Genomic DNA, 17900 nt, shown 5'->3' with positions numbered 1-17900 from the left:
GATGGGGGGCATGTTGCCCCTTTTTAATCTTAGAAACAGCTTGCCTTTATGCAATCCGATGACTAATTTTATTTTAGAGTGTACTAATCTGTAAAATAGGAATAAGTTTGACCGCAGGGAAGATTGAAGTCGAGAACATTGGTATTTTGGTGATAGATGACTGCTCAACCTCATCGACGTTGATCAGGCATCAACTTGTTGCGCTTGGCGCAAAAATCGCCAACATCACTTGTGTAAACAGCGCACAAGAAGCACTCGCCGCGGTCAAAACTCGCTTCTATTCTTTCATTGTGATGGATTACCACCTATCGACGAAACTGACTGGCTTAGATCTGATCAATTTAATGAGCCGCGCAAAACTCATTTCAGAGACGACAGCGGTATTGATGATATCTGGCGACGCTACTCAAGAGACTGTTTTGACGGCTTTGTCTGGCCGAGTTCGTCACTTACTCACCAAGCCACTGCAAACCAAAGCGTTAAAGAACAAAATGCTAGCAGCGCTGCAAGAACAACATCAACTGGCAGACGTGGGAAATCAACTAAGTAAGATTGAAAGACCTACCCTCGCAGATATCGCTCTACTGCATAAAAAGCATACACAAAGCGTGTGCGTGGAGTCTTTACTTATCGATACACTCATAGAAACGAAGCAATTTGATGTACTCGAAAACTTTCTACCTTTTTGTACAGAAAAGGAACACGCGAGTCGTATCTGTGCAGAAGCTTTCGTACAGCATAAGAAAGGAAATATTCGTGAAGCAGTCACTATCCTTGCTGATTATGTCACACGAAACCCACTTTGCTTGCGTGCCATAGATAACCTCGTGGGCCTTTATGAAAGTCTCGGCCAACAAAATAATGCGTCTATATTGGCTAATCGCGCTTTTGAGCTCACACCAAGTAGTAGTATCAGATTAGTAACCGTATCGAGAATCCTTGCCAAACTAGGCCAAATTGATCGGCTGTACGATGTAGGTTATATGTACGCTTCAAATGTTTCTTCTACAGATTCACAATGGCTATCAGCGATGAACGCCTATGTCGACATCATCAGCGAGCACTTTAAAACACTCCGCTCGCCGAATGAGAAGAAACGTGTTCTTTTGAAACTTAATGATTTTTGCTTGCTGGCCGAAAAGCAATTGAATCGAAACCAGCAGATTGATCTCGCCGCATTCAAACAAATGATGCAATGTAAGTTACTTTTGCTGGAATCACGACCAGAACACGCGCACAAAAAATTGATGCAATCTCTGAGCTATTACTACTCTGTGCCAAGTAAAACCCCCTTATTGCTGTTAAAGCAAGCGATACCATTGATGGACTTTTTTGGTGAATTTGCAATAAAGCAGAGCTTACTTACCTTGGTGGCGGCTAAGTCTGGCATTCCTTTAAAAGGCCACCCCCAGCACAATTCGAAAGAACCAAAGTTTCGACAAAAGTATCCCTTTTCAACTGAGCTGAGACTAAAAGACCTTTCCGACAACAACATATCAGCACCTAATATCATCTTGGATGAAAGTATCGAATTTCTATCGCAACGACCACTCCCCCCAAACTGGTCGAACTGGTTGAAGGATTACCTTTCCGGCTCCTACTCAACTCAATTACCTTTGCCTTTTAACTTACACATACCACAGTGGAGATGAGAGATGATTAACTTCGAAGTACTTAACACCTACATGGATAACGATGTCGATATTATCTTTGCTGTTTTCTCAACCTACATGGAAGACTACGAAGATGGTTTAGACAGAATTAATAAACTCAATGCAGAACAAAACTGGTCGGAACTATTCCTTCTTTCTCATAGTTTGAAAGGCATACTTTCAAGCTTTGGAGAAGAAGCGGCAGTCTCCGCTCTTGGTAAAGTTGAAGAACACACACGTGACAATATCGCTCCCGATAACGCAGATATCGCTATAATTAATAAAGAGCTTGTCACCATTAATAAACAAATTAACGATTATTTAGTCAATATGGACTAAGACCATTAGAAAATTATAAAACGTCAACGGGGAAAAGCTAGGCTATGAACACAAACCACTTCAAAGATTTGATTGACTCCTTAAAGGATCTCACACCAACTCAAAAAAAATACTTGATAAGTAAGACACGGTTATCTTTGGAACAGAGTGATATTTTACAAAAGAAAGATCTACTCACTCCTGAGGAACTGGAAGCGCTACTTGCTCCTATGCCAACGACAAATACTAAATAAATGCGATTAAGTTAGTGAGATAGTAAGATTTGCACATCAACAGACCAATGAATGAGAGTCTGATTTTCATCGCTAAACTATCGACAGAGTAAAACGCTAAAGGGCAAGCACCAACTACGATGCTTGCCCTTTTCACATGCCTTGTCATATTGGTTCAAGGCTGATAATAGCGAACATATCTTCGCCATCTTCGTCCATACCAACTTCCATAAAACCAAACTGAGAGTAAAACGTTTTTGCTATGGGGTTGTTTGGGTTGTAACAAATTTCAATCTGACGGAGGCTTTCAGTCTGTTTGATTTCCTCTAGCGCCTTATGAAGAGCTATACGCCCTATGCCTTTCGCTTGATATTTGGCATCAATCATAAAACGCCAAATAGAGATTTTTTCTTTTGTTTCCCGAACCCACATAAAAAAGCCGACAACTTGTTCATCTTGGTAAATGGCACGAGTTACGTGCGTATCATTATAGAATGATTCCACCAGCGACCACATGTTACAAGCGACATAAGACTCTTGCTCTTTAGTAACATCGAGTTCACTGACGGACTCATAGTTTTCCTTTGTTATCTCGCGTAGAGATACCTCCATCAAACACCTTCCCTGATCCTTTACTAGTGTGATATTTGAGCAACTTGGATATTTCTTACATGTAGCCTAACCAATCCAAATAACCCATTCCCGGTGGTTCACCTTTTATGATTTGATGTAAAGATCATCCAGTTGTTCAAAAGGGACACCATAGTTTTTGTACTTTTGAATTCTTGACTAAGCGCTTTTAGCAGTAAAATAAGTATTTAGTCAGTTTCATTGTTGTTGCCTCGTTTCGAGTCGAATTCATTCTTCAATTTTGACTTTTGTTCAGCCTTTACTTCTGCCCAACTCTTCCCATTTTCAATGGCAGTCACACGTGCTTGGTATTTTTCAACGGCGCGTTCAATCACAGACCGAGCGTCAATGCCCTGTTCTTTTTCTAAGGCCATCAGAAGATTAAGATAATTCCACAACACGTCTCCCAGTTCGTCCTCTAAAAAGCATGTTCTCCCTTTGACTTCCTCATCTCTCACTTCTTCCAACTCCGAGTATATCGCTTCGAAGTAAGTGACGGAGCCCTGATACCAAGTATTGTTTTCATCGTAGTTTGACTTACGCTGAGCAATCTCAAACAAGGCGGTAAATTTGTCCATTATCTCTCCCCTATTGAGCTTGCTGTTGAATTCGTTCAAGCTCTCGAATGTCGATGAGATCCACTTCTCTTGAGAGAACACGCTTGTAATCGATTAACCTTGTAATATCGATCACTGAAAGCTTCATTCCATTAAAATCACAAATAACATTTGCTGCGTAGTCAATTTCCAGCGTCGCCCACTCTTTGTTTTTTGAGCTAAATATTCGCGTTCCTGGGCTAAGGCCGATTTCAATTTTTTGTTGGCCATAAATAAGCTGTAAGTACTCAAGATCCCAGCCTTCTTCCTGATAGTGCTTAAGTGGCTTACTGATATAAGGCGCAATATGGGGAAGCAATTTTTCAGAATCTTGTTTCTGGATGTACAGATCGATATCCGCAATAGGTCGTGATCCACCGTGCAAATGGGCAGCAAAACCGCCGACGATTTGATAAGTAATCTGGTTAGAATCTAATATCCCTTTTAGCCACGTCATGGCCTTTAACACGGATTGATTCATTTTCCCTCCTAAAATCTATTCCCAATACGTCTGTATGAAGCTATTAGCACTCTAAGTAATCTGATTTGAAAAGAAAAGCCAAACCTATCAGTTAAATACATAGATAAAATGCAATCAATAAATCATTTACGTTAAAAAGCAGTTCAATAACAATAAATTATAAAAACAATAATAAATGATAATTTTATGTTTCAAAGGAAACCTTATATATTTAGGCTCATAACGTCGCCATTAGGTACTTAGCAAGAACAGAAAAGTTAAGCGCCAAGCGAAAACAAAAGAAGGCTATATATGAAATTTCTTCACACTATGATCCGTGTTGCTGATCTTGATAAATCCATTGAGTTCTATACCAAAGTGCTTGGTATGGCTGAACTGAACCGCTTCGAGAACACTGAATACCGTTACACATTAGTTTTTGTGGGTAACGCAAACCAACCAGACGGTGCAACGATCGAACTGACTTATAACTGGGATACAGACAGCTATGATCTCGGAAACGCGTTTGGTCATATGGCTTTAGGTTGTGAAGATATCTATTCGGCATGCGACAAAATCAAAGCACTTGGCGGCAATATCACACGTGAGCCAGGTCCGATGAAAGGCGGCGAAACGCATATCGCTTTCATCAAAGATCCAGATGGTTACCAAATCGAATTGATTCAAACGAGCAAATAACGAGGCTTATTATGAAAGATGTACTGTTCCAACCTGTTCAACTTGGTGCTCTAACACTTCAAAACCGCATCGTTATGCCGCCAATGACGCGTTCACGTGCTAGTCAACCGGGTAATGCTGCAAATGAGATCATGGCAGAGTATTACGCTCAGCGCGCATCTGCTGGTTTGATTGTCGCGGAAGGCACTCAAATCTCACCAATGGGTCAAGGTTACGCTTGGACTCCTGGTATTTATAGCCAAGAACAAATTGCTGGTTGGAAAAAAGTAACGAATGCCGTTCACGCAAAAGGCGGCGCTATCTTTGCCCAACTTTGGCACGTTGGTCGCGTAACCCACCCTGACAACATCGGTGGTGAACAACCAATTTCTTCTTCCGCATTGAAAGCAGAAAATGTGAAAGTATTCATCGACAATGGTAGCGACGAACCAGGTTTTGTAGATGTTGTCGAGCCACGTGAAATGACCAAAGCAGATATCAAAGCCGTTGTAGAAGAATATCGTCAAGCTGCGCTTAATGCGATTGAAGCAGGTTTTGATGGCATAGAACTGCACGCTGCTAATGGTTACCTTGTTAACCAGTTCATCGATTCAGAAGCCAATAACCGCACAGACGAATATGGTGGTTCCATTGAAAATCGTCTTCGTTTCCTTGGTGACGTTGTCGAAGCGATGATACAAGCTATCGGCGCTGAACGTGTGGGCGTTCGACTTGCTCCATTTACTTCACTCAACGGTACGGTAGATAAAACCCCTGTACAAACGTACACCGCTGCCGCTGCCTTACTTAATGCGCTTAACGTTGTGTACATCCACATTGCAGAAGTAGACTGGGACGACGCGCCAGATACACCTGCTGAATTTAAAACTGCAGTTCGTGAAGCTTACAAAGGCACCATTATTTACGCTGGTCGTTACAACACTGAAAAAGCGGCAGCAGCACTAAAAAGTGGTCTTGCAGATATGGTGGGGTTCGGCCGTCCATTCATCGCAAACCCTGACTTACCGAACCGAATTAAATACGACTACCCGTTAGCTGCACACGATTCTGCAACCTTGTTTGGTGGTGCCGAGAAAGGCTTACTTGACTACCCAGAATATCAAGCAAGTTAGCGTTTCCGTTCATAAAAATAAAAGAACCCCGCTCTTTAGACGGGGTTCTTTTGTAAGTCGGATCAGCGTGACGTCGAAAAAGAAGCTAAGACTGCCACATTGTTTATCTTCTTTGGCATGTCGTACAACCACGACATGCTGAGCGTGTCGTTTTATCTAATAAACTGCGCTGTACTTTGCAGTAAGCATTTTTAAACGCACGACGGGCAGAAAACCAATCGTCCGGCTTGCTCATAATTAAATAACCATTAGACCGCTTTACAAGTTCGATACGGTGTTTGTCTATGAAGCGACTATCAAAACCAATATCAAAGTACTCTAGCGCTTCTTCTATACAGGTAAAGCTAGCAATTTTTGCCTGAATATCGCTTTCACTCATTGACTTATTAATTCTAAATCTTTTGCTAATAACTGAACACTGAGTGTAGTGCGCTTTTCAATTTCAATCTTTGATTTCATACAGTGTCTACCCTTATCTCTGCTGCTTAATAGGCTGTATTATTGCTGAGGGGTAGACTTTACATTCGATAGTACCAATTCTCGCCCATCCGCCATTATGCGTCGCAAACGTCGAGACTGAGGGTCTTGAATCAAGGAGCGCACATTAAGTGCTATCGCCTTAGAGTAAGACTTAGCTTCTCGATAATAATCGGCATATCCTTCTAAGATTCTAGCGTTCGCTTTTTTAAAGGCTAAAGGAGAAATATCATAGAATGACGCACTTTCTCGATACGTTTCTAGAATGCCATTCACACAAGCCAGTTGCTGTAATTTACGATTTTTGGTATTCGTGATGGAACCTTGGCGAACCAGATAGCCAGCTTGAATTGAATTCACCACTCCCACTTGGTATTTTTCACAAATTCTTAGCCACAACTCCCAGTCCTCCGCGTAAGGCAGTTCTGCTTTGAACAGAGGAAATGCCTCCACCATCTTTGCATCCAACATAACGGTGGACGTACCGATAATATTATTGGCAATGATCATATCCAATGGTTTGCTAAGCAGTAGTACGTCATCAGTCTCGTCTTGGAGTTGGTTCCAAAACCCAAAACAATCACTAAAGGGTTCATAACGCTCCGAGACATGAACATAGTTACTAAAACTCAGAGCTAACTCAGGATTGCTTTGATGTAAGGCGACCTGCATTTTTAACTTGTTAGGTAGCCAAAAATCATCAGCGTCGAGAAAGGCAATGTACTCACCCGATGCTTCTTTTACTCCCAAGTTTCTCGCCTCAGCCACGCCAACCCCATCGGTGTTAAGGAACCTAAGCCTGTGATCAAGCAGCGACTCAAGGTAACGCTGAGTTCGAAGGTCACCGCCGTCATTAATCACGATAACCTCAAAATTACGGTGCGTTTGATTGAACACGCTTCCAAGCGCTTTGGGGAGATATTCCAAACATTGATAGGTTGGAATAATCACACTGACTTTATCCATGCCATGATGCCTCTTCACCTGTCAGAACAATTCTGACCGATTAAAAGTAGCAATATCTAGACCATTCTAACTTCGGATTAAATCCTCATAAAAGAACGGTTATACCCAAGCATGAACGGTTTTTCTCAATTAAAGACTTCAAATTGAGAACGCCTTAAACTTCACCGTCATTTTTATTCTCAAAATAGAAATTTATCCCTAATTTATTGATTTTATGTCGATGATTGTTTGGTTTGTTTTTTGCAATTCCCTTCTCGACCGTGAACGAAAAGAAGCGAGCCATAAAATGAAAAAAATCGCGTTTATTACACCTAGCTACCCAGTTTTGAGTGAAACCTTCATTCAAACTGAAGTGGACGCTATTCAGGCATGTGGCCACGACGTGACAGTTTTTACGTTTGAAATCGAACCTTGCGAATCTTTTTTTACTTACGATGTTATCGAAATTGGTAAGAATATTAAGACAGAGGGCCTACAGCACCTTCGCGTTCAGGGGCTGTTCAAAGCATGTCACTTTGCATTCAAACAATCTGGTATTCCGAAGAAGTCGTTAATGGGTACAGGGCTTAAATTAGCATTCCAACTCGCTGAGCAAGGCATTGGTCACGTTCACGCTCACTTTTGTCAGCACACAGCAGCACATGCCATTGTCGCCGCTAAACTGCTCAATATTTCTTGTTCTTTTGTTGCTCACGGGCATGACGTTTATGAGTCTCCGTTTGATGTAAAAGAGAAGATCAACGCCAGCGACTTCGCAGTCGCTGTTTGCGATGACATGTATAACGACTTTCAAAATATGACCAACGGAAACGTAAAATTGCTCCACTGTGGTGTAAAACCTGAGCAATTCACCCCCGAAAAAAAGACAGACTCAGAACAATTACGATTGGTTTTTTTAGGGCGATTCGTTGAGCAAAAAGGTCTGCAATATTTACTTGAGGCGCTGGTCCCTATCGCCAATAAGCTCAATGTCCATCTTGATGTCATCGGCACGGGCCCTATGAAAAAAGAGTTCGTTTCGATGACTAGTGAACTTGGTTTGACTCATTACGTCTCCTTTTTGGGCGCAAAACCACACAGCTGGGTAAAGGACAATTTACCAAAATACGATTGTCTCGTGGCTCCGTTTTGCTACTCGCGTACTGGCTGCGTCGATACCGGGCCTCTTGTACTCAAAGAGGCAATGGCAGTTGGCACACCAGTGATCACCTCAAACGTCATGGGATGCAAAGAAATCGTCACCGATGAGACTGGATTTTTTGTAAAACAACACAGTGTTGACGACATCACTCAGTGCATTAATGAGTTTGCGGAGCTATCTCTGGAGAAGCGTAAAGAAATGGGCAAACGCGGACGACAACGAGTCCTCAAATACTTTAATGCTTATCGACAAGCTCAAAGGCTATCCCAATGGATAGAACAACCTAATTAAGATCAAGTCATCCCACCCAAGGATGAACAACAAACGTTGGCTACATAAATGGAGAAGATCATGACTTACCGAGCAGAAATAGATGGATTGAGAGCATTAGCGGTCATACTCGTTATCTTATTCCACGCAGACATCGAAGCTTTTGCTGGTGGTTTTGTTGGTGTTGATGTTTTTTTCGTGATCAGTGGTTATCTCATTACTACCATAGTCATCAATGATTTAGACAAAAATCAATTCAGCCTTGCCGATTTTTATGAGCGACGTATCCGCCGTATCTTACCGCTGTTGTTACTGGTTATCGCAGTGAGTTATGTATTGTCTTGGTGGTTATTTCTCCCTCAAGCGCACAAAGAAGTCAGTGAATTTTCTGTTTCATCCATTTTGTCCGCTTCTAATGTTTTACTTTATTTGAAGGGTCACAATTACTTTGGTTTAGAGGAGCAGGCCAACCCACTCTTCCACACTTGGAGTCTAGGCGTTGAAGAGCAATATTACATCGTCATTCCATTACTATTGATGTTGCTCGCCCGAAATAAAATCATATCGTACCTTGCCTTCTTTATTGGTGTCTTTTTATTGAGTTTAATGACGATTTGGTATGCGAGTGGCGACCCCGATTTCGCGTTCTATATGATTTTTTCGCGAGCATGGGAACTGGCCGCAGGATCAATGATTGCCCTCATCATGAGAAAAACCAACGTAACACCAAACAATACGCTCGCAGTCATCGGTGTGGTTTTAGTCATGGCTTCAGCCTTGTTATTCGATAAGTCCAAAGATGGTGCGGGCCTTATGTTAATAATTCCTGTCATTGGTACATCGCTGATCATTCTGTTTTCAGCTAACCAAAATACGTGCGGTAAGGTACTTAGCTTAAAATGGATCGTCTTTATCGGTTTAATCAGTTACAGCCTATATCTATGGCATATCCCACTGTTGGTATTTTATCGTTATGTACTAACGGCCGGACAAGAATTCAGCTTCCTTCTTTATGTCGGCATGCTATCAATAATGTCGTACATGACTTGGCGATTTGTCGAGAAACCATTTCGCAGCAGAAGAAAAATCGGCATGAAAACACTCACCGCTTCACTTGTATTGGTGACGATGCCCCTGCTTACATTTGGCTTTATTGGGCATACAAGCGGTGGGTTCCCTGACCGAAATGCATTTTTTGAGGCCATGCGTGTCAATAATGGCTACGGATTAGCGTGCAACGGTAATACAAATGTAAACGACGCCTGCTCTTCTTCATCGCAGCCGACAGTCGCGGTTTTAGGAAATAGTCATAGTATGGTATTTGTTCAACAACTAGCACGTGAAACGCCAGCAGGAGTGGTCCAACTTACTCAAGATTCTTGTGCGATTGGCTATATCGACGTGATTCCTGGCGTTAGTGGGCAATCTTGTCACGATTTCTTCACCAACGCGGTCAAAACCATTCAAAACACGCCTTCTATTCGACAGGTCGTCATTTCCTCTAACTTCGGAAAAGAGCTTTCCAGTAAAAACTATCAAGCTTCGCTAACGCAATTATTGAAGGGATTGGAAGACAAAGAGATAGTGGTATTTGGGCCAACACCTTCTGCGCCTTTTGCTATTGGCGAGTGCTTATGGAAAATCCGCTTATTCGGAGGTGAAAAAGGCACAGAGTGCGACTTTGCCCCAAAACAAACCCATCCGAAGAATATTGCGATTCTTGCTCAGTACTTTGAGCAGTTCGAACACGTTGAGTTTGTCGACCTAACTGATTACATATGCCAGAGAGGCAATTGTGTCATGAAGATCGACGCTAATAACGCGATGTATACCGACGCAAGTCATTTGTCCTATAAAGGAGCTGAAGTGGTATTAAGCAGCTACCAAAACGACACGAGCGATGGTCAACAGCTGGCCGCCAAAAACTAACGCATACGCCGCTCACTCAAATTCGGGGTAAAGACCAATAAAAAACGAAAGCTCAACGTTTACCCTATTAAGCGTTGAGCATCTTATTTAAATATTCGTGGATCAAAAGCAAATTCGAGCTTTTCTGCTTTCCTGATGATCTCTTTCATCTTGGGATGGTTTGGATTCACAACATAGTTGTTATCGCGGGGAGAAATGGTCGAGGGTACTTGTAATGCCGCGAACTCTGGATGCGGATCATTTAGAAATTGGTCACCAATGTACTGAGTGGATTCACTGGCGGGTATAGATCGCCAAGCTACCGGCAAGTCTTCTTCATCCAAAGCAGCAATCAGATATTCGGGCATCTCGATACGATACAAGTCATAAAGTCTCGTAATAGCAGGATCGTTATTAACATGGACAAATACTTCTAAAGAACAAAGTGACTCAGACTCCGAAAAATAAAGGGCCTCGGTTCCTTTTGAGTTCCATCGCCCTCCGTAAAGCTTTGCGCCAATCGGACTAAATGGAGATTCGGAAAACTTCTTTTGCGTCAGTCGATAGAGCTTCATACTACGAGAATACCCCGTGCTCTAATCGCCCTATCAAGTCTTTAACTATCTCGAAATCGACCGTGGTAGAGACCATGTCGAGTGGGCGTTTTCCTCCTAAACCATAGACGTTTTCTCGCATCCAGCCCAAAGCGCGCTCTTCATCATCAAACAACTCCGTTGCAAGTTTGAGCAGCATTGCTAAACGGTAGATTGCGTCGCTCTCTTGCGTATTAAAACGTTCTTCATTTTTTAAACGTCGTTTGATTGTGCTGACAGGGATAAGCGTCACGTGCTGAAATTCGCTTTGAGAGAGCTTTACGCGCTCAACGATATTCCGATAAACCTTTGGCTCAAAACCTTTATGAACCGCATCTGTACGACCGGTTTCGGCATCTTCGATGCCCAGCATAAACCAAAAATTTGCCTTAGATGGCAGCTTAGGTTTAAAGCTTTTTAATGTTGCTGTTGCCATCTTGAGCTCCTACAGACCAAATGGTCTTATTATTATGGTCCAAATGAGCCAACTTAGCAATCGTATAAAATGCGTTCAAAGTAGGCTTACTCGTATAGATTTGAATTACGCTGTATCTCGATCACTTTTCCATCCCGTTCAACTCTACAGTGGGCAAGATCGTGCGCCCTTTGCTCAATCGATACATCGACAAGCAACCACCCTTTTTCTTTCTCTTCGGCAAAGAGATCGCAGAAACAAAGTGTGATTTAGTAGGAACACCCGAAAGCGCACCTAAGAATTCAGCACCATATTGCTTTCTATTCCTTAAGTAAAAGCTCTAATCGTTCATAAAGTTTAGCATCCGATTCAGTGATAAATTACATCATTTCCGCAAATTCGACTTTTAAGCCTTAAATATCAATTAAACAACCGTTTAAAACAATCGTACTAAAAAACAATTTGTTACAACCCGCTATTTGCTGATACTTAAGCCACATTTTTAACGTGGACATCAAACGCAATCAAGTGCTTTCGTGAAGCTTCTCTACGATACAAATTGAACTTAACTATAACATTTACAGATAGTTATAAGCACATTCATAACCCGCTAGTTATATGAGATGGAAATAACAGATCTTGAAATTCAATGTTACAAGTATGTTAATTGTTTTTTATGCTTGAGATGAGTGTTTCGTGAATAACCTACTCACCCTATTTATGGGTACATAAGCACTTTTATTTAAAACGCATCCTAAAAACACATGGAGTTTCAGAGTGATATGAATACAAGGAATGCAAAACTCGCGCTTGCTATAGCGATAGCGCTCAGCTCCCCTAAGTTATACGCTGCGGGGTTTCAGTTATCTGAGCATTCTGCTGCGGGTCTAGGACGAGCCAATGCAGGAGAGGCAGCCATTGCCGATGGCGCATCAGTTGTCGCCCACAACCCTGCTGCGATTACGATGTTTGACTCATACGAGCTTTCTATCGGCGCCGCTTACATCATGCCAGAGGTTCGAGTCACCGGTAATGGTGCGTCAGACGCTTTTAATAATCAGCTAACCAACAATGACGTTGTTGATAATGTGATCGTTCCATCGTTTTATATTGCCGCCCCTATCAACGATTCATGGTCTTGGGGACTTGGTATATTTACCGACTTTGGCCTTGCCACTGAATATCCTGATGATTATCTAGCGGGCCCAATTGGCGGAGAAACCAGTTTGGAAACCGTCAATTTTAATCCAACTATCGCCTACCGCATCAACGATGAATTCAGTGTTGGTGCTGGAGCAAGCCTTGTCTATGGTAAAGCCAAGCTTACTCGCACCCTTGGAATCCTTGCTGATGCCATCAATGCCGATACCGGCGCTAATTTTACTCGCAGCGACGTCGCGAAATCACTTGATGGTGATGGTTGGGGTTATGGCTTTAATTTAGGCGCGCTGTGGGAGATAAACGAAAAACATCGCTTTGGCTTAAGTTACCGCTCCAAAGTTGATGTAGATTTTGAAGGTGATTATTACTCAGATATTCCAAGCTCGATTTCGATGCCAGGTCAAACAGTGACTGGTGACTTAACCTTAAATTTACCAAGCATCACTGAGTTCTCTGGTTTCCATCAGATTACAGAGCCACTTGCTATTCACTACAGTGTGATGATGACGGGTTGGAATGTATTTGAGGAAATTCGCGCAACCGTCGATGGACAAGAAGTTCTGCAAAAAGATGAGAACTTTGAAAACGCCTTCAAGTATGCGTTAGGGGCAACTTATCAGCTCAACCCTTCTTTCACTCTTCGCGCAGGTATTGCCTACGACGAGACACCTAACGTGAACGATAAGAGCATCAGCTTACCAGATTCCGACCGAATCAATTATAGCTTTGGTGCAACCTACGCTTTCAATCAAAACAGCCGAATCGACTTTGGCTTTACCTTTATCGATGCTGAAGAAGTCACGTTTACCGAGCCACTTGAACCACACGCTCTGCCGGGTGTTGATATTGCCTATCGTTCAGAGGGCGATGCCTACATCTACGGCATCCAATACAACCACTCTTTCTAATTATTCCTGACTGAGTCAATAAAACTAATTACAGGGAAGCAAATCATGCATGGAATAAACAAAACGGTTGTCGCTACGCTAATAAGCTCCACGCTTTTAATTGGTTGTAACAGTGATGATTATGACGAACCGCAATCCTCAAGCGGGTATGAACTGTCTGAATACGGCACACCTGAGTTGTGTGGAAATGGACAAGAATGGGCAAGCGCAGCAGAAGTCACTGCGATTGAAAACCTTGTTGAACTGGCCGAGGACAACAGTGTTGTGACCTTACCTGCTGGCTGTTTTAAAATGAATAACCAGTTAACGGTCGATTCAAAAAACAACCTCATTTTACGCGGTGCAGGTATTGATCAAACTTACCTCGACTTTAGTAATGTTGATGGTAAAGACGGCATCGCAATCAGTGGCGGTTCTAATATCACTGTCTCTGATTTGCAAGTATCAGAAGCGTCAAAAAATGGCATAAAAGCCGATGGTGTTGAAGGTATCATTATTCGCGATGTTGCCGCGGTCTGGCTCGAAGTGCCACGTGCCCGTGATGAAGATGGTAACCTACGTGGTACTTATGGTATCTACCCAGTAAAATCCCAAAACGTATTGATTGAAGACACTTGGAGTTACGGTAGTGCCGATGCTGGTATCTATGTGGGTCAAACCATTGGTGCAGTAATACGTGACAACGTAGCGGAAAAGAACATCGCAGGTATCGAAATTGAAAATAGTTCGAACGTTGATGTCTATGACAACCTCGCTTTAGGCAATACGGGCGGTGTCTTGCTATTTGACTTACCGGGAGCAACTACGATCGGTCGTTTAATTGATGATGTTCGTATCTTCGATAACGTGATTCGTGACAACAATCTAGAGAACTACGTTGATACCACTTGTCAAAGCGGACTTGGTGGATGTGGCGTAGTTGGTATTGTCCCGCCAGGTACTGGCGTTGTGATCCTATCTGGCCGTAGCAGTGAGTTTTATAATAATACCATCTCCAACCATGATTCGATGGCGCTGGCCATGACCAGCTATCTATTGGTCAATGGTGACCCTAATGCCTACAGTCCGCTGAATGGCACATCCGAGGGTAATGCGGTAATGCAGGGTTGGAATCCGGTTCCGACCAATATGTATTTCCACGACAACACCATTACTAATACAGGCGCAAACCCTAACGGCTCACTCATTGAAGATATGATTTTAGCTTATACCTTAAATCATCAAGCCTTCCCTGCGTTGTTCTACGATGGCGCGGGTGAATCACTAATTCGCTCCCAAATGTTTGCCCCTTTACGCGATGCTTTAAACGGCATGACAGGAACAACAAACTGGAACTACCTCACGGAGTTTAATGACGCAGAAAGTAATTGCTTAGTCAACAATGGAGCGAGCGTAGGTGTATTGGTTGATAATATGGACCCTACTGCCATTGCTCGCTACGCCGAAGATCCAGCGAATGCCGATTTCTTGTACGAGAATGAGCAATCGACGCTACTAACCGCTGGCTGTGATTCTAAAACGCCATTAGACATCAATACCGTCACGATTAATGGTGTTATTTATGGTTACAATCAAACAGAAGACGGGGCTACTGACCCTGATAATCCAGATACACCAAACGGTATCGTAGGCAACGCGAGTTGTACTGTAGAAAATGTGTCTGGCATAAACTGGGATGCCATTACGCGAGAAAGCGCGACCTACGGTGAAAACTGTGTGAGTCTTTCTCAATACAATCTGTTTGAAGATGCCAAAGATCCAACGCAAAACCTGAACTTGGCTGCATCAGCCAAAGGTACGCTGTATGAGATGAACGTTGAGCTCTTTACCGACTATGCACGCAAATACCGTTTTGTTGTGATGCCAAACGAAGTCTCCGCAAGCTATCGTGAGCAAGAGGTATTCGACTTCCCAGTTGGCACAGTATTGATCAAAACCTTTGCTCTTCCTTCAAGCACCAATAATGCGCGTGGTGAAAACGAGGAGATGATCGAGACTCGCCTGTTGATTCGTCGTGACAGTGGTTGGATTGCCCTACCTTACGTATGGAATGAAGACAAAACAGATGCTTACCTGACTGCAGTCTCAGTTCCGTTTGAACGAAGTGTGGAGCATAACGGTGAAACGCTTAATTTCACTTATGAAGTGCCAAGCCGAAACGAGTGTACCCTATGTCACAAGGTTGAAGCCGACGTGTCCGACCCCACTGGCAATACGCAACCTAAGGGGTTCTCTCCAATTGGTCCGAAGGCTCGTAACCTCAACAGCGTACAGGACGTTTCTGATAGCTCCCCAGTTAACCAGTTAGTACATTGGGAGACATTAGGACTATTCACAGAAGCCTTGCCAGATACACCTGAGAACTTACCTAAGACCCCTGTTTTTAATACGGAGACTGGTGCAAGTAACCTGACGAATACAGAACTACTGGATTATGCCAAAGCATACTTAGATGTGAACTGTGCACACTGCCACCGTACCGAAGGTAAAGCTGCAAGCAACCCATTCAAGTTTGAATACTGGCGTGAAGGTATTGGTGAGATGGGCATTTGTGCTCGCGGCATCACCTTCCATAAAGGCCCATCGCCATATGTAATTGTGCCGGGCGATCCAGAAAACTCCGTATTGCACTACCGTATCAATGTCGACAACGGAAACATGATGCCAGAGCTAGGTAGACACGTTGTCCATGATGAAGGAGTTCAGTTGATTGCCGATTGGATTAACTCGATTGATACAACAGGCTGGAGCTGTGTAGAGTAGAACTATCAATGGCTACCGAATGTTTAGGTAGCCATTAAGTTACATAGTTTAAGCTGCACGACTGTATATTCTAACCCCAAACAAAAACCGCCTCACTGGGCGGTTTTCTTATTCCTAAGCGTTCAAACATCAACAACGTTAACGCATAAAGAACTTTTGTAGTGCTTTGATTGCCGTAGCGCGTCGCTCCATCAGCATAGCGACACGAGGAAGCCAAGTTGGCGTAGTTAAGATCGTTTTGGCATGACTAAAAGTTCTAAAGCCTTCCTCGCCATGGTAGTGACCGATACCAGATTCACCAATACCACCAAATGGCGCGTCTTCTGCGCCAACGTGCAAGATGGTGTCATTCACCCCGACACCACCACTGTGGGTATTACGGGTAATATGTTCAATCGTGCGTTTGTCATCCGACATGATGTAGAGCGCAAGTGGGCGTTGATTCTGGTTGATATAGCTGATGACATCTTGCATATCACGGTAAGGCTTAATTGGCATAAGGGGACCAAAAATCTCCTCCTGCATAATAGTCATCTCTTCTGAAACATTGGTGACTAGGTGCGGGTATAATTGTCGCCCTTCTGAACTCGTCTCGGGCACGGTATGTACTTCTGCCCCCTTGGCTTTAGCATCTTCCAACACAGCCTTTAAACGGTCGTACTGGCGTTGGTTGATGATATGAGTAAAGCCTTGCTCGTTTTGACCTTTTAAGTAAAGCGCATCAAAACGTTGCAAGAAGAGCGCAACAAACTCATTGACTCTTCCCTCCGGTACAAAAGCATAATCTGGAGCAACACAAATTTGCCCCGCATTAATACACTTACCGAACAAAATAGCATCGACCGCTTTATTTAAGTTCGCGTCTTCCGCCACGATAACCGGAGACTTTCCGCCAAGCTCCAATGTAATTGGTGTTAAGTTCTCTGCGGCGGCACGAGCCACTGCACGACCAACATTAGTTGATCCAGTAAACAGCAAGTGATCAAACGGTAACTTGCTGAATGCTTGAGCAACCTCTGCTTCCCCTTCGACAACAATGACATCATCGGGCAATGCTCGACATATCTCAGTGATCACTTTATTTGTCAGTGGCGTAAATTCACTCAGCTTAATCATGACTCGGTTTCCGGCTGCAAGAGCCGTTACCAAAGGGGACAAGCTAAGAATGACCGGGAAATTCCAAGGAGAAATAATGCCAACAACACCAACAGGTTGGTACTCCACCGTAATTTTTGAGGGAGCAAGCAATAAACCAGCATGACGACGGCTTGGTTTACACCATTTGTTGAGGCGCTTTAGGGTGTAGTTGATTTGAGCAACGGTCGGTAGTACATCTGTCATTGCCGTATCAAACTCAGAGCGGTAGCCAAAATCTTCACTCAACGCTTCAACTAAATCTTGTTGGTTATCCAAGATAGTCTGCTTGAGAAGATTAAGCTTTTGCTTTCTGGCGTCTAAGCCCGGGAATGGTTCTGCGTTATACGCCGCTCTGACTTTATCCAACTTCTGCTGTAGTAATTGACCCACTTCGACGTCGACGATCGCGTTCATGTTTATCTCCTTGTGCACCCGATAACGGGCAATGTCGCACTTATGTA

The 17900-nt window shown here is 43.2% G+C and carries 17 protein-coding genes; 9 read left to right on the top strand and 8 right to left on the bottom strand.

Annotated elements, in window-relative coordinates; translation table 11 throughout:
* Positions 1–107 precede the first annotated feature (107 nt).
* Genes ATB76_RS20295 through ATB76_RS20285 form a run of 3 tightly spaced genes read left to right on the top strand, consistent with a single transcriptional unit; the run spans position 108 to position 2224 of the window.
* Positions 108–1652, top strand: coding sequence for a response regulator (locus tag ATB76_RS20295; protein ID WP_042606093.1), 1545 nt, complete (start codon positions 108–110; stop codon positions 1650–1652).
* Between the two features lie 3 nt (positions 1653–1655).
* On the top strand, positions 1656–1991 hold the full coding sequence (locus tag ATB76_RS20290; RefSeq protein ID WP_038867718.1) for an Hpt domain-containing protein: 336 nt from the start codon (positions 1656–1658) through the stop codon (positions 1989–1991).
* 44 nt (positions 1992–2035) lie between these two features.
* A complete protein-coding gene (locus tag ATB76_RS20285; protein WP_038867720.1) occupies positions 2036–2224 on the top strand; it encodes a hypothetical protein in 189 nt (62 codons plus the stop codon).
* 144 nt (positions 2225–2368) lie between these two features.
* Here ATB76_RS20285 and ATB76_RS20280 read toward each other — a convergent pair whose 3' ends face one another.
* The 3 genes from ATB76_RS20280 to ATB76_RS20270 form a co-directional block, all read right to left on the bottom strand.
* A complete protein-coding gene (locus ATB76_RS20280; RefSeq protein ID WP_042601555.1) occupies positions 2369–2815 on the bottom strand; it encodes a GNAT family N-acetyltransferase in 447 nt (148 codons plus the stop codon).
* Positions 2816–3021: 206 nt separating this feature from the next.
* Positions 3022–3411 carry a MazG nucleotide pyrophosphohydrolase domain-containing protein gene (locus ATB76_RS20275; protein WP_038878465.1) on the bottom strand — a complete coding sequence of 130 codons (390 nt, stop codon included), beginning with the start codon at positions 3409–3411 and terminating at the stop codon, positions 3022–3024.
* A 10-nt stretch (positions 3412–3421) separates the two neighbouring features.
* The gene (locus ATB76_RS20270) at positions 3422–3910 is read right to left on the bottom strand and encodes a hypothetical protein (protein WP_038867725.1); all 489 of its coding nucleotides are present in this window, start codon (positions 3908–3910) and stop codon (positions 3422–3424) included.
* Between the two features lie 291 nt (positions 3911–4201).
* On the opposite strand from ATB76_RS20270, the gene gloA reads away from it, so the two are divergent.
* Positions 4202–4588 (top strand): lactoylglutathione lyase, encoded by a 387-nt coding sequence (gene gloA, locus ATB76_RS20265; protein WP_038878471.1) that lies wholly within the window; start codon positions 4202–4204, stop codon positions 4586–4588.
* 11 nt (positions 4589–4599) lie between these two features.
* Positions 4600–5700 (top strand): alkene reductase, encoded by a 1101-nt coding sequence (locus ATB76_RS20260; protein ID WP_061036034.1) that lies wholly within the window; start codon positions 4600–4602, stop codon positions 5698–5700.
* 103 nt (positions 5701–5803) lie between these two features.
* Here the strand turns inward: ATB76_RS20260 and ATB76_RS20255 are convergent, their stop codons facing one another.
* Both ATB76_RS20255 and ATB76_RS20250 read right to left on the bottom strand, forming a co-directional pair.
* A complete protein-coding gene (locus tag ATB76_RS20255; protein ID WP_039976612.1) occupies positions 5804–6079 on the bottom strand; it encodes a hypothetical protein in 276 nt (91 codons plus the stop codon).
* Positions 6080–6198: 119 nt separating this feature from the next.
* Positions 6199–7143, bottom strand: a complete 945-nt coding sequence (locus ATB76_RS20250; RefSeq protein WP_039976613.1) for a glycosyltransferase family A protein — start codon at positions 7141–7143, stop codon at positions 6199–6201.
* Positions 7144–7429: 286 nt separating this feature from the next.
* Between ATB76_RS20250 and ATB76_RS20245 the strand changes: the two genes are divergently transcribed.
* Together ATB76_RS20245 and ATB76_RS20240 are read left to right on the top strand one after the other, a co-directional pair.
* Positions 7430–8575: a glycosyltransferase family 4 protein gene (locus ATB76_RS20245; protein WP_061036056.1), complete on the top strand. Its 1146-nt coding sequence runs from the start codon at positions 7430–7432 to the stop codon at positions 8573–8575.
* A 60-nt stretch (positions 8576–8635) separates the two neighbouring features.
* Positions 8636–10483, top strand: coding sequence for an acyltransferase family protein (locus ATB76_RS20240; protein WP_061036033.1), 1848 nt, complete (start codon positions 8636–8638; stop codon positions 10481–10483).
* A gap of 83 nt (positions 10484–10566) precedes the next feature.
* On the opposite strand, the gene ATB76_RS20235 is transcribed toward ATB76_RS20240, so the two are convergent.
* Positions 10567–11037, bottom strand: coding sequence for an RES family NAD+ phosphorylase (locus tag ATB76_RS20235; RefSeq protein ID WP_038867737.1), 471 nt, complete (start codon positions 11035–11037; stop codon positions 10567–10569).
* 1 nt (position 11038) lies between these two features.
* Positions 11039–11491, bottom strand: coding sequence for an antitoxin Xre/MbcA/ParS toxin-binding domain-containing protein (locus ATB76_RS20230; RefSeq protein ID WP_038867740.1), 453 nt, complete (start codon positions 11489–11491; stop codon positions 11039–11041).
* Between the two features lie 761 nt (positions 11492–12252).
* Here ATB76_RS20230 and ATB76_RS20225 point away from each other — a divergent pair.
* Complete coding sequence (locus ATB76_RS20225; RefSeq protein ID WP_061036032.1) at positions 12253–13539, top strand: outer membrane protein transport protein; 1287 nt, start codon at positions 12253–12255, stop codon at positions 13537–13539.
* A gap of 45 nt (positions 13540–13584) precedes the next feature.
* Positions 13585–16302: an SO2930 family diheme c-type cytochrome gene (locus ATB76_RS20220; RefSeq protein ID WP_061036031.1), complete on the top strand. Its 2718-nt coding sequence runs from the start codon at positions 13585–13587 to the stop codon at positions 16300–16302.
* A gap of 138 nt (positions 16303–16440) precedes the next feature.
* On the opposite strand, the gene ATB76_RS20215 is transcribed toward ATB76_RS20220, so the two are convergent.
* A complete protein-coding gene (locus ATB76_RS20215; protein ID WP_061036030.1) occupies positions 16441–17853 on the bottom strand; it encodes a coniferyl aldehyde dehydrogenase in 1413 nt (470 codons plus the stop codon).
* Positions 17854–17900: the final 47 nt, after the last annotated feature.

Origin of the sequence: Vibrio sp. MOR3 (genome assembly GCF_001557775.1) — a bacterium.
Classification (GTDB): Bacteria; Pseudomonadota; Gammaproteobacteria; order Enterobacterales; family Vibrionaceae; genus Vibrio; species Vibrio jasicida.
The sequence above is the reverse complement of the archived record's forward strand: the minus strand, read 5'-3'. Positions and strand labels throughout refer to the sequence as shown.

Excerpts from the sequence above, each read along its gene's own strand:
- ATB76_RS20290 (WP_038867718.1), top strand. The coding sequence starts at position 1,656 with ATGATTAACTTCGAAGTACTTAACACCTACATGGATAACGATGTCGAT.
- ATB76_RS20285 (WP_038867720.1), top strand. The coding sequence starts at position 2,036 with ATGAACACAAACCACTTCAAAGATTTGATTGACTCCTTAAAGGATCTC.
- ATB76_RS20280 (WP_042601555.1), bottom strand. The coding sequence starts at position 2,815 with ATGGAGGTATCTCTACGCGAGATAACAAAGGAAAACTATGAGTCCGTC.
- ATB76_RS20275 (WP_038878465.1), bottom strand. The coding sequence starts at position 3,411 with ATGGACAAATTTACCGCCTTGTTTGAGATTGCTCAGCGTAAGTCAAAC.
- ATB76_RS20270 (WP_038867725.1), bottom strand. The coding sequence starts at position 3,910 with ATGAATCAATCCGTGTTAAAGGCCATGACGTGGCTAAAAGGGATATTA.
- gloA (WP_038878471.1), top strand. The coding sequence starts at position 4,202 with ATGAAATTTCTTCACACTATGATCCGTGTTGCTGATCTTGATAAATCC.
- ATB76_RS20260 (WP_061036034.1), top strand. The coding sequence starts at position 4,600 with ATGAAAGATGTACTGTTCCAACCTGTTCAACTTGGTGCTCTAACACTT.
- ATB76_RS20255 (WP_039976612.1), bottom strand. The coding sequence starts at position 6,079 with ATGAGTGAAAGCGATATTCAGGCAAAAATTGCTAGCTTTACCTGTATA.
- ATB76_RS20250 (WP_039976613.1), bottom strand. The coding sequence starts at position 7,143 with ATGGATAAAGTCAGTGTGATTATTCCAACCTATCAATGTTTGGAATAT.
- ATB76_RS20245 (WP_061036056.1), top strand. The coding sequence starts at position 7,430 with ATGAAAAAAATCGCGTTTATTACACCTAGCTACCCAGTTTTGAGTGAA.
- ATB76_RS20240 (WP_061036033.1), top strand. The coding sequence starts at position 8,636 with ATGACTTACCGAGCAGAAATAGATGGATTGAGAGCATTAGCGGTCATA.
- ATB76_RS20235 (WP_038867737.1), bottom strand. The coding sequence starts at position 11,037 with ATGAAGCTCTATCGACTGACGCAAAAGAAGTTTTCCGAATCTCCATTT.
- ATB76_RS20230 (WP_038867740.1), bottom strand. The coding sequence starts at position 11,491 with ATGGCAACAGCAACATTAAAAAGCTTTAAACCTAAGCTGCCATCTAAG.
- ATB76_RS20225 (WP_061036032.1), top strand. The coding sequence starts at position 12,253 with ATGAATACAAGGAATGCAAAACTCGCGCTTGCTATAGCGATAGCGCTC.
- ATB76_RS20220 (WP_061036031.1), top strand. The coding sequence starts at position 13,585 with ATGCATGGAATAAACAAAACGGTTGTCGCTACGCTAATAAGCTCCACG.
- ATB76_RS20215 (WP_061036030.1), bottom strand. The coding sequence starts at position 17,853 with ATGAACGCGATCGTCGACGTCGAAGTGGGTCAATTACTACAGCAGAAG.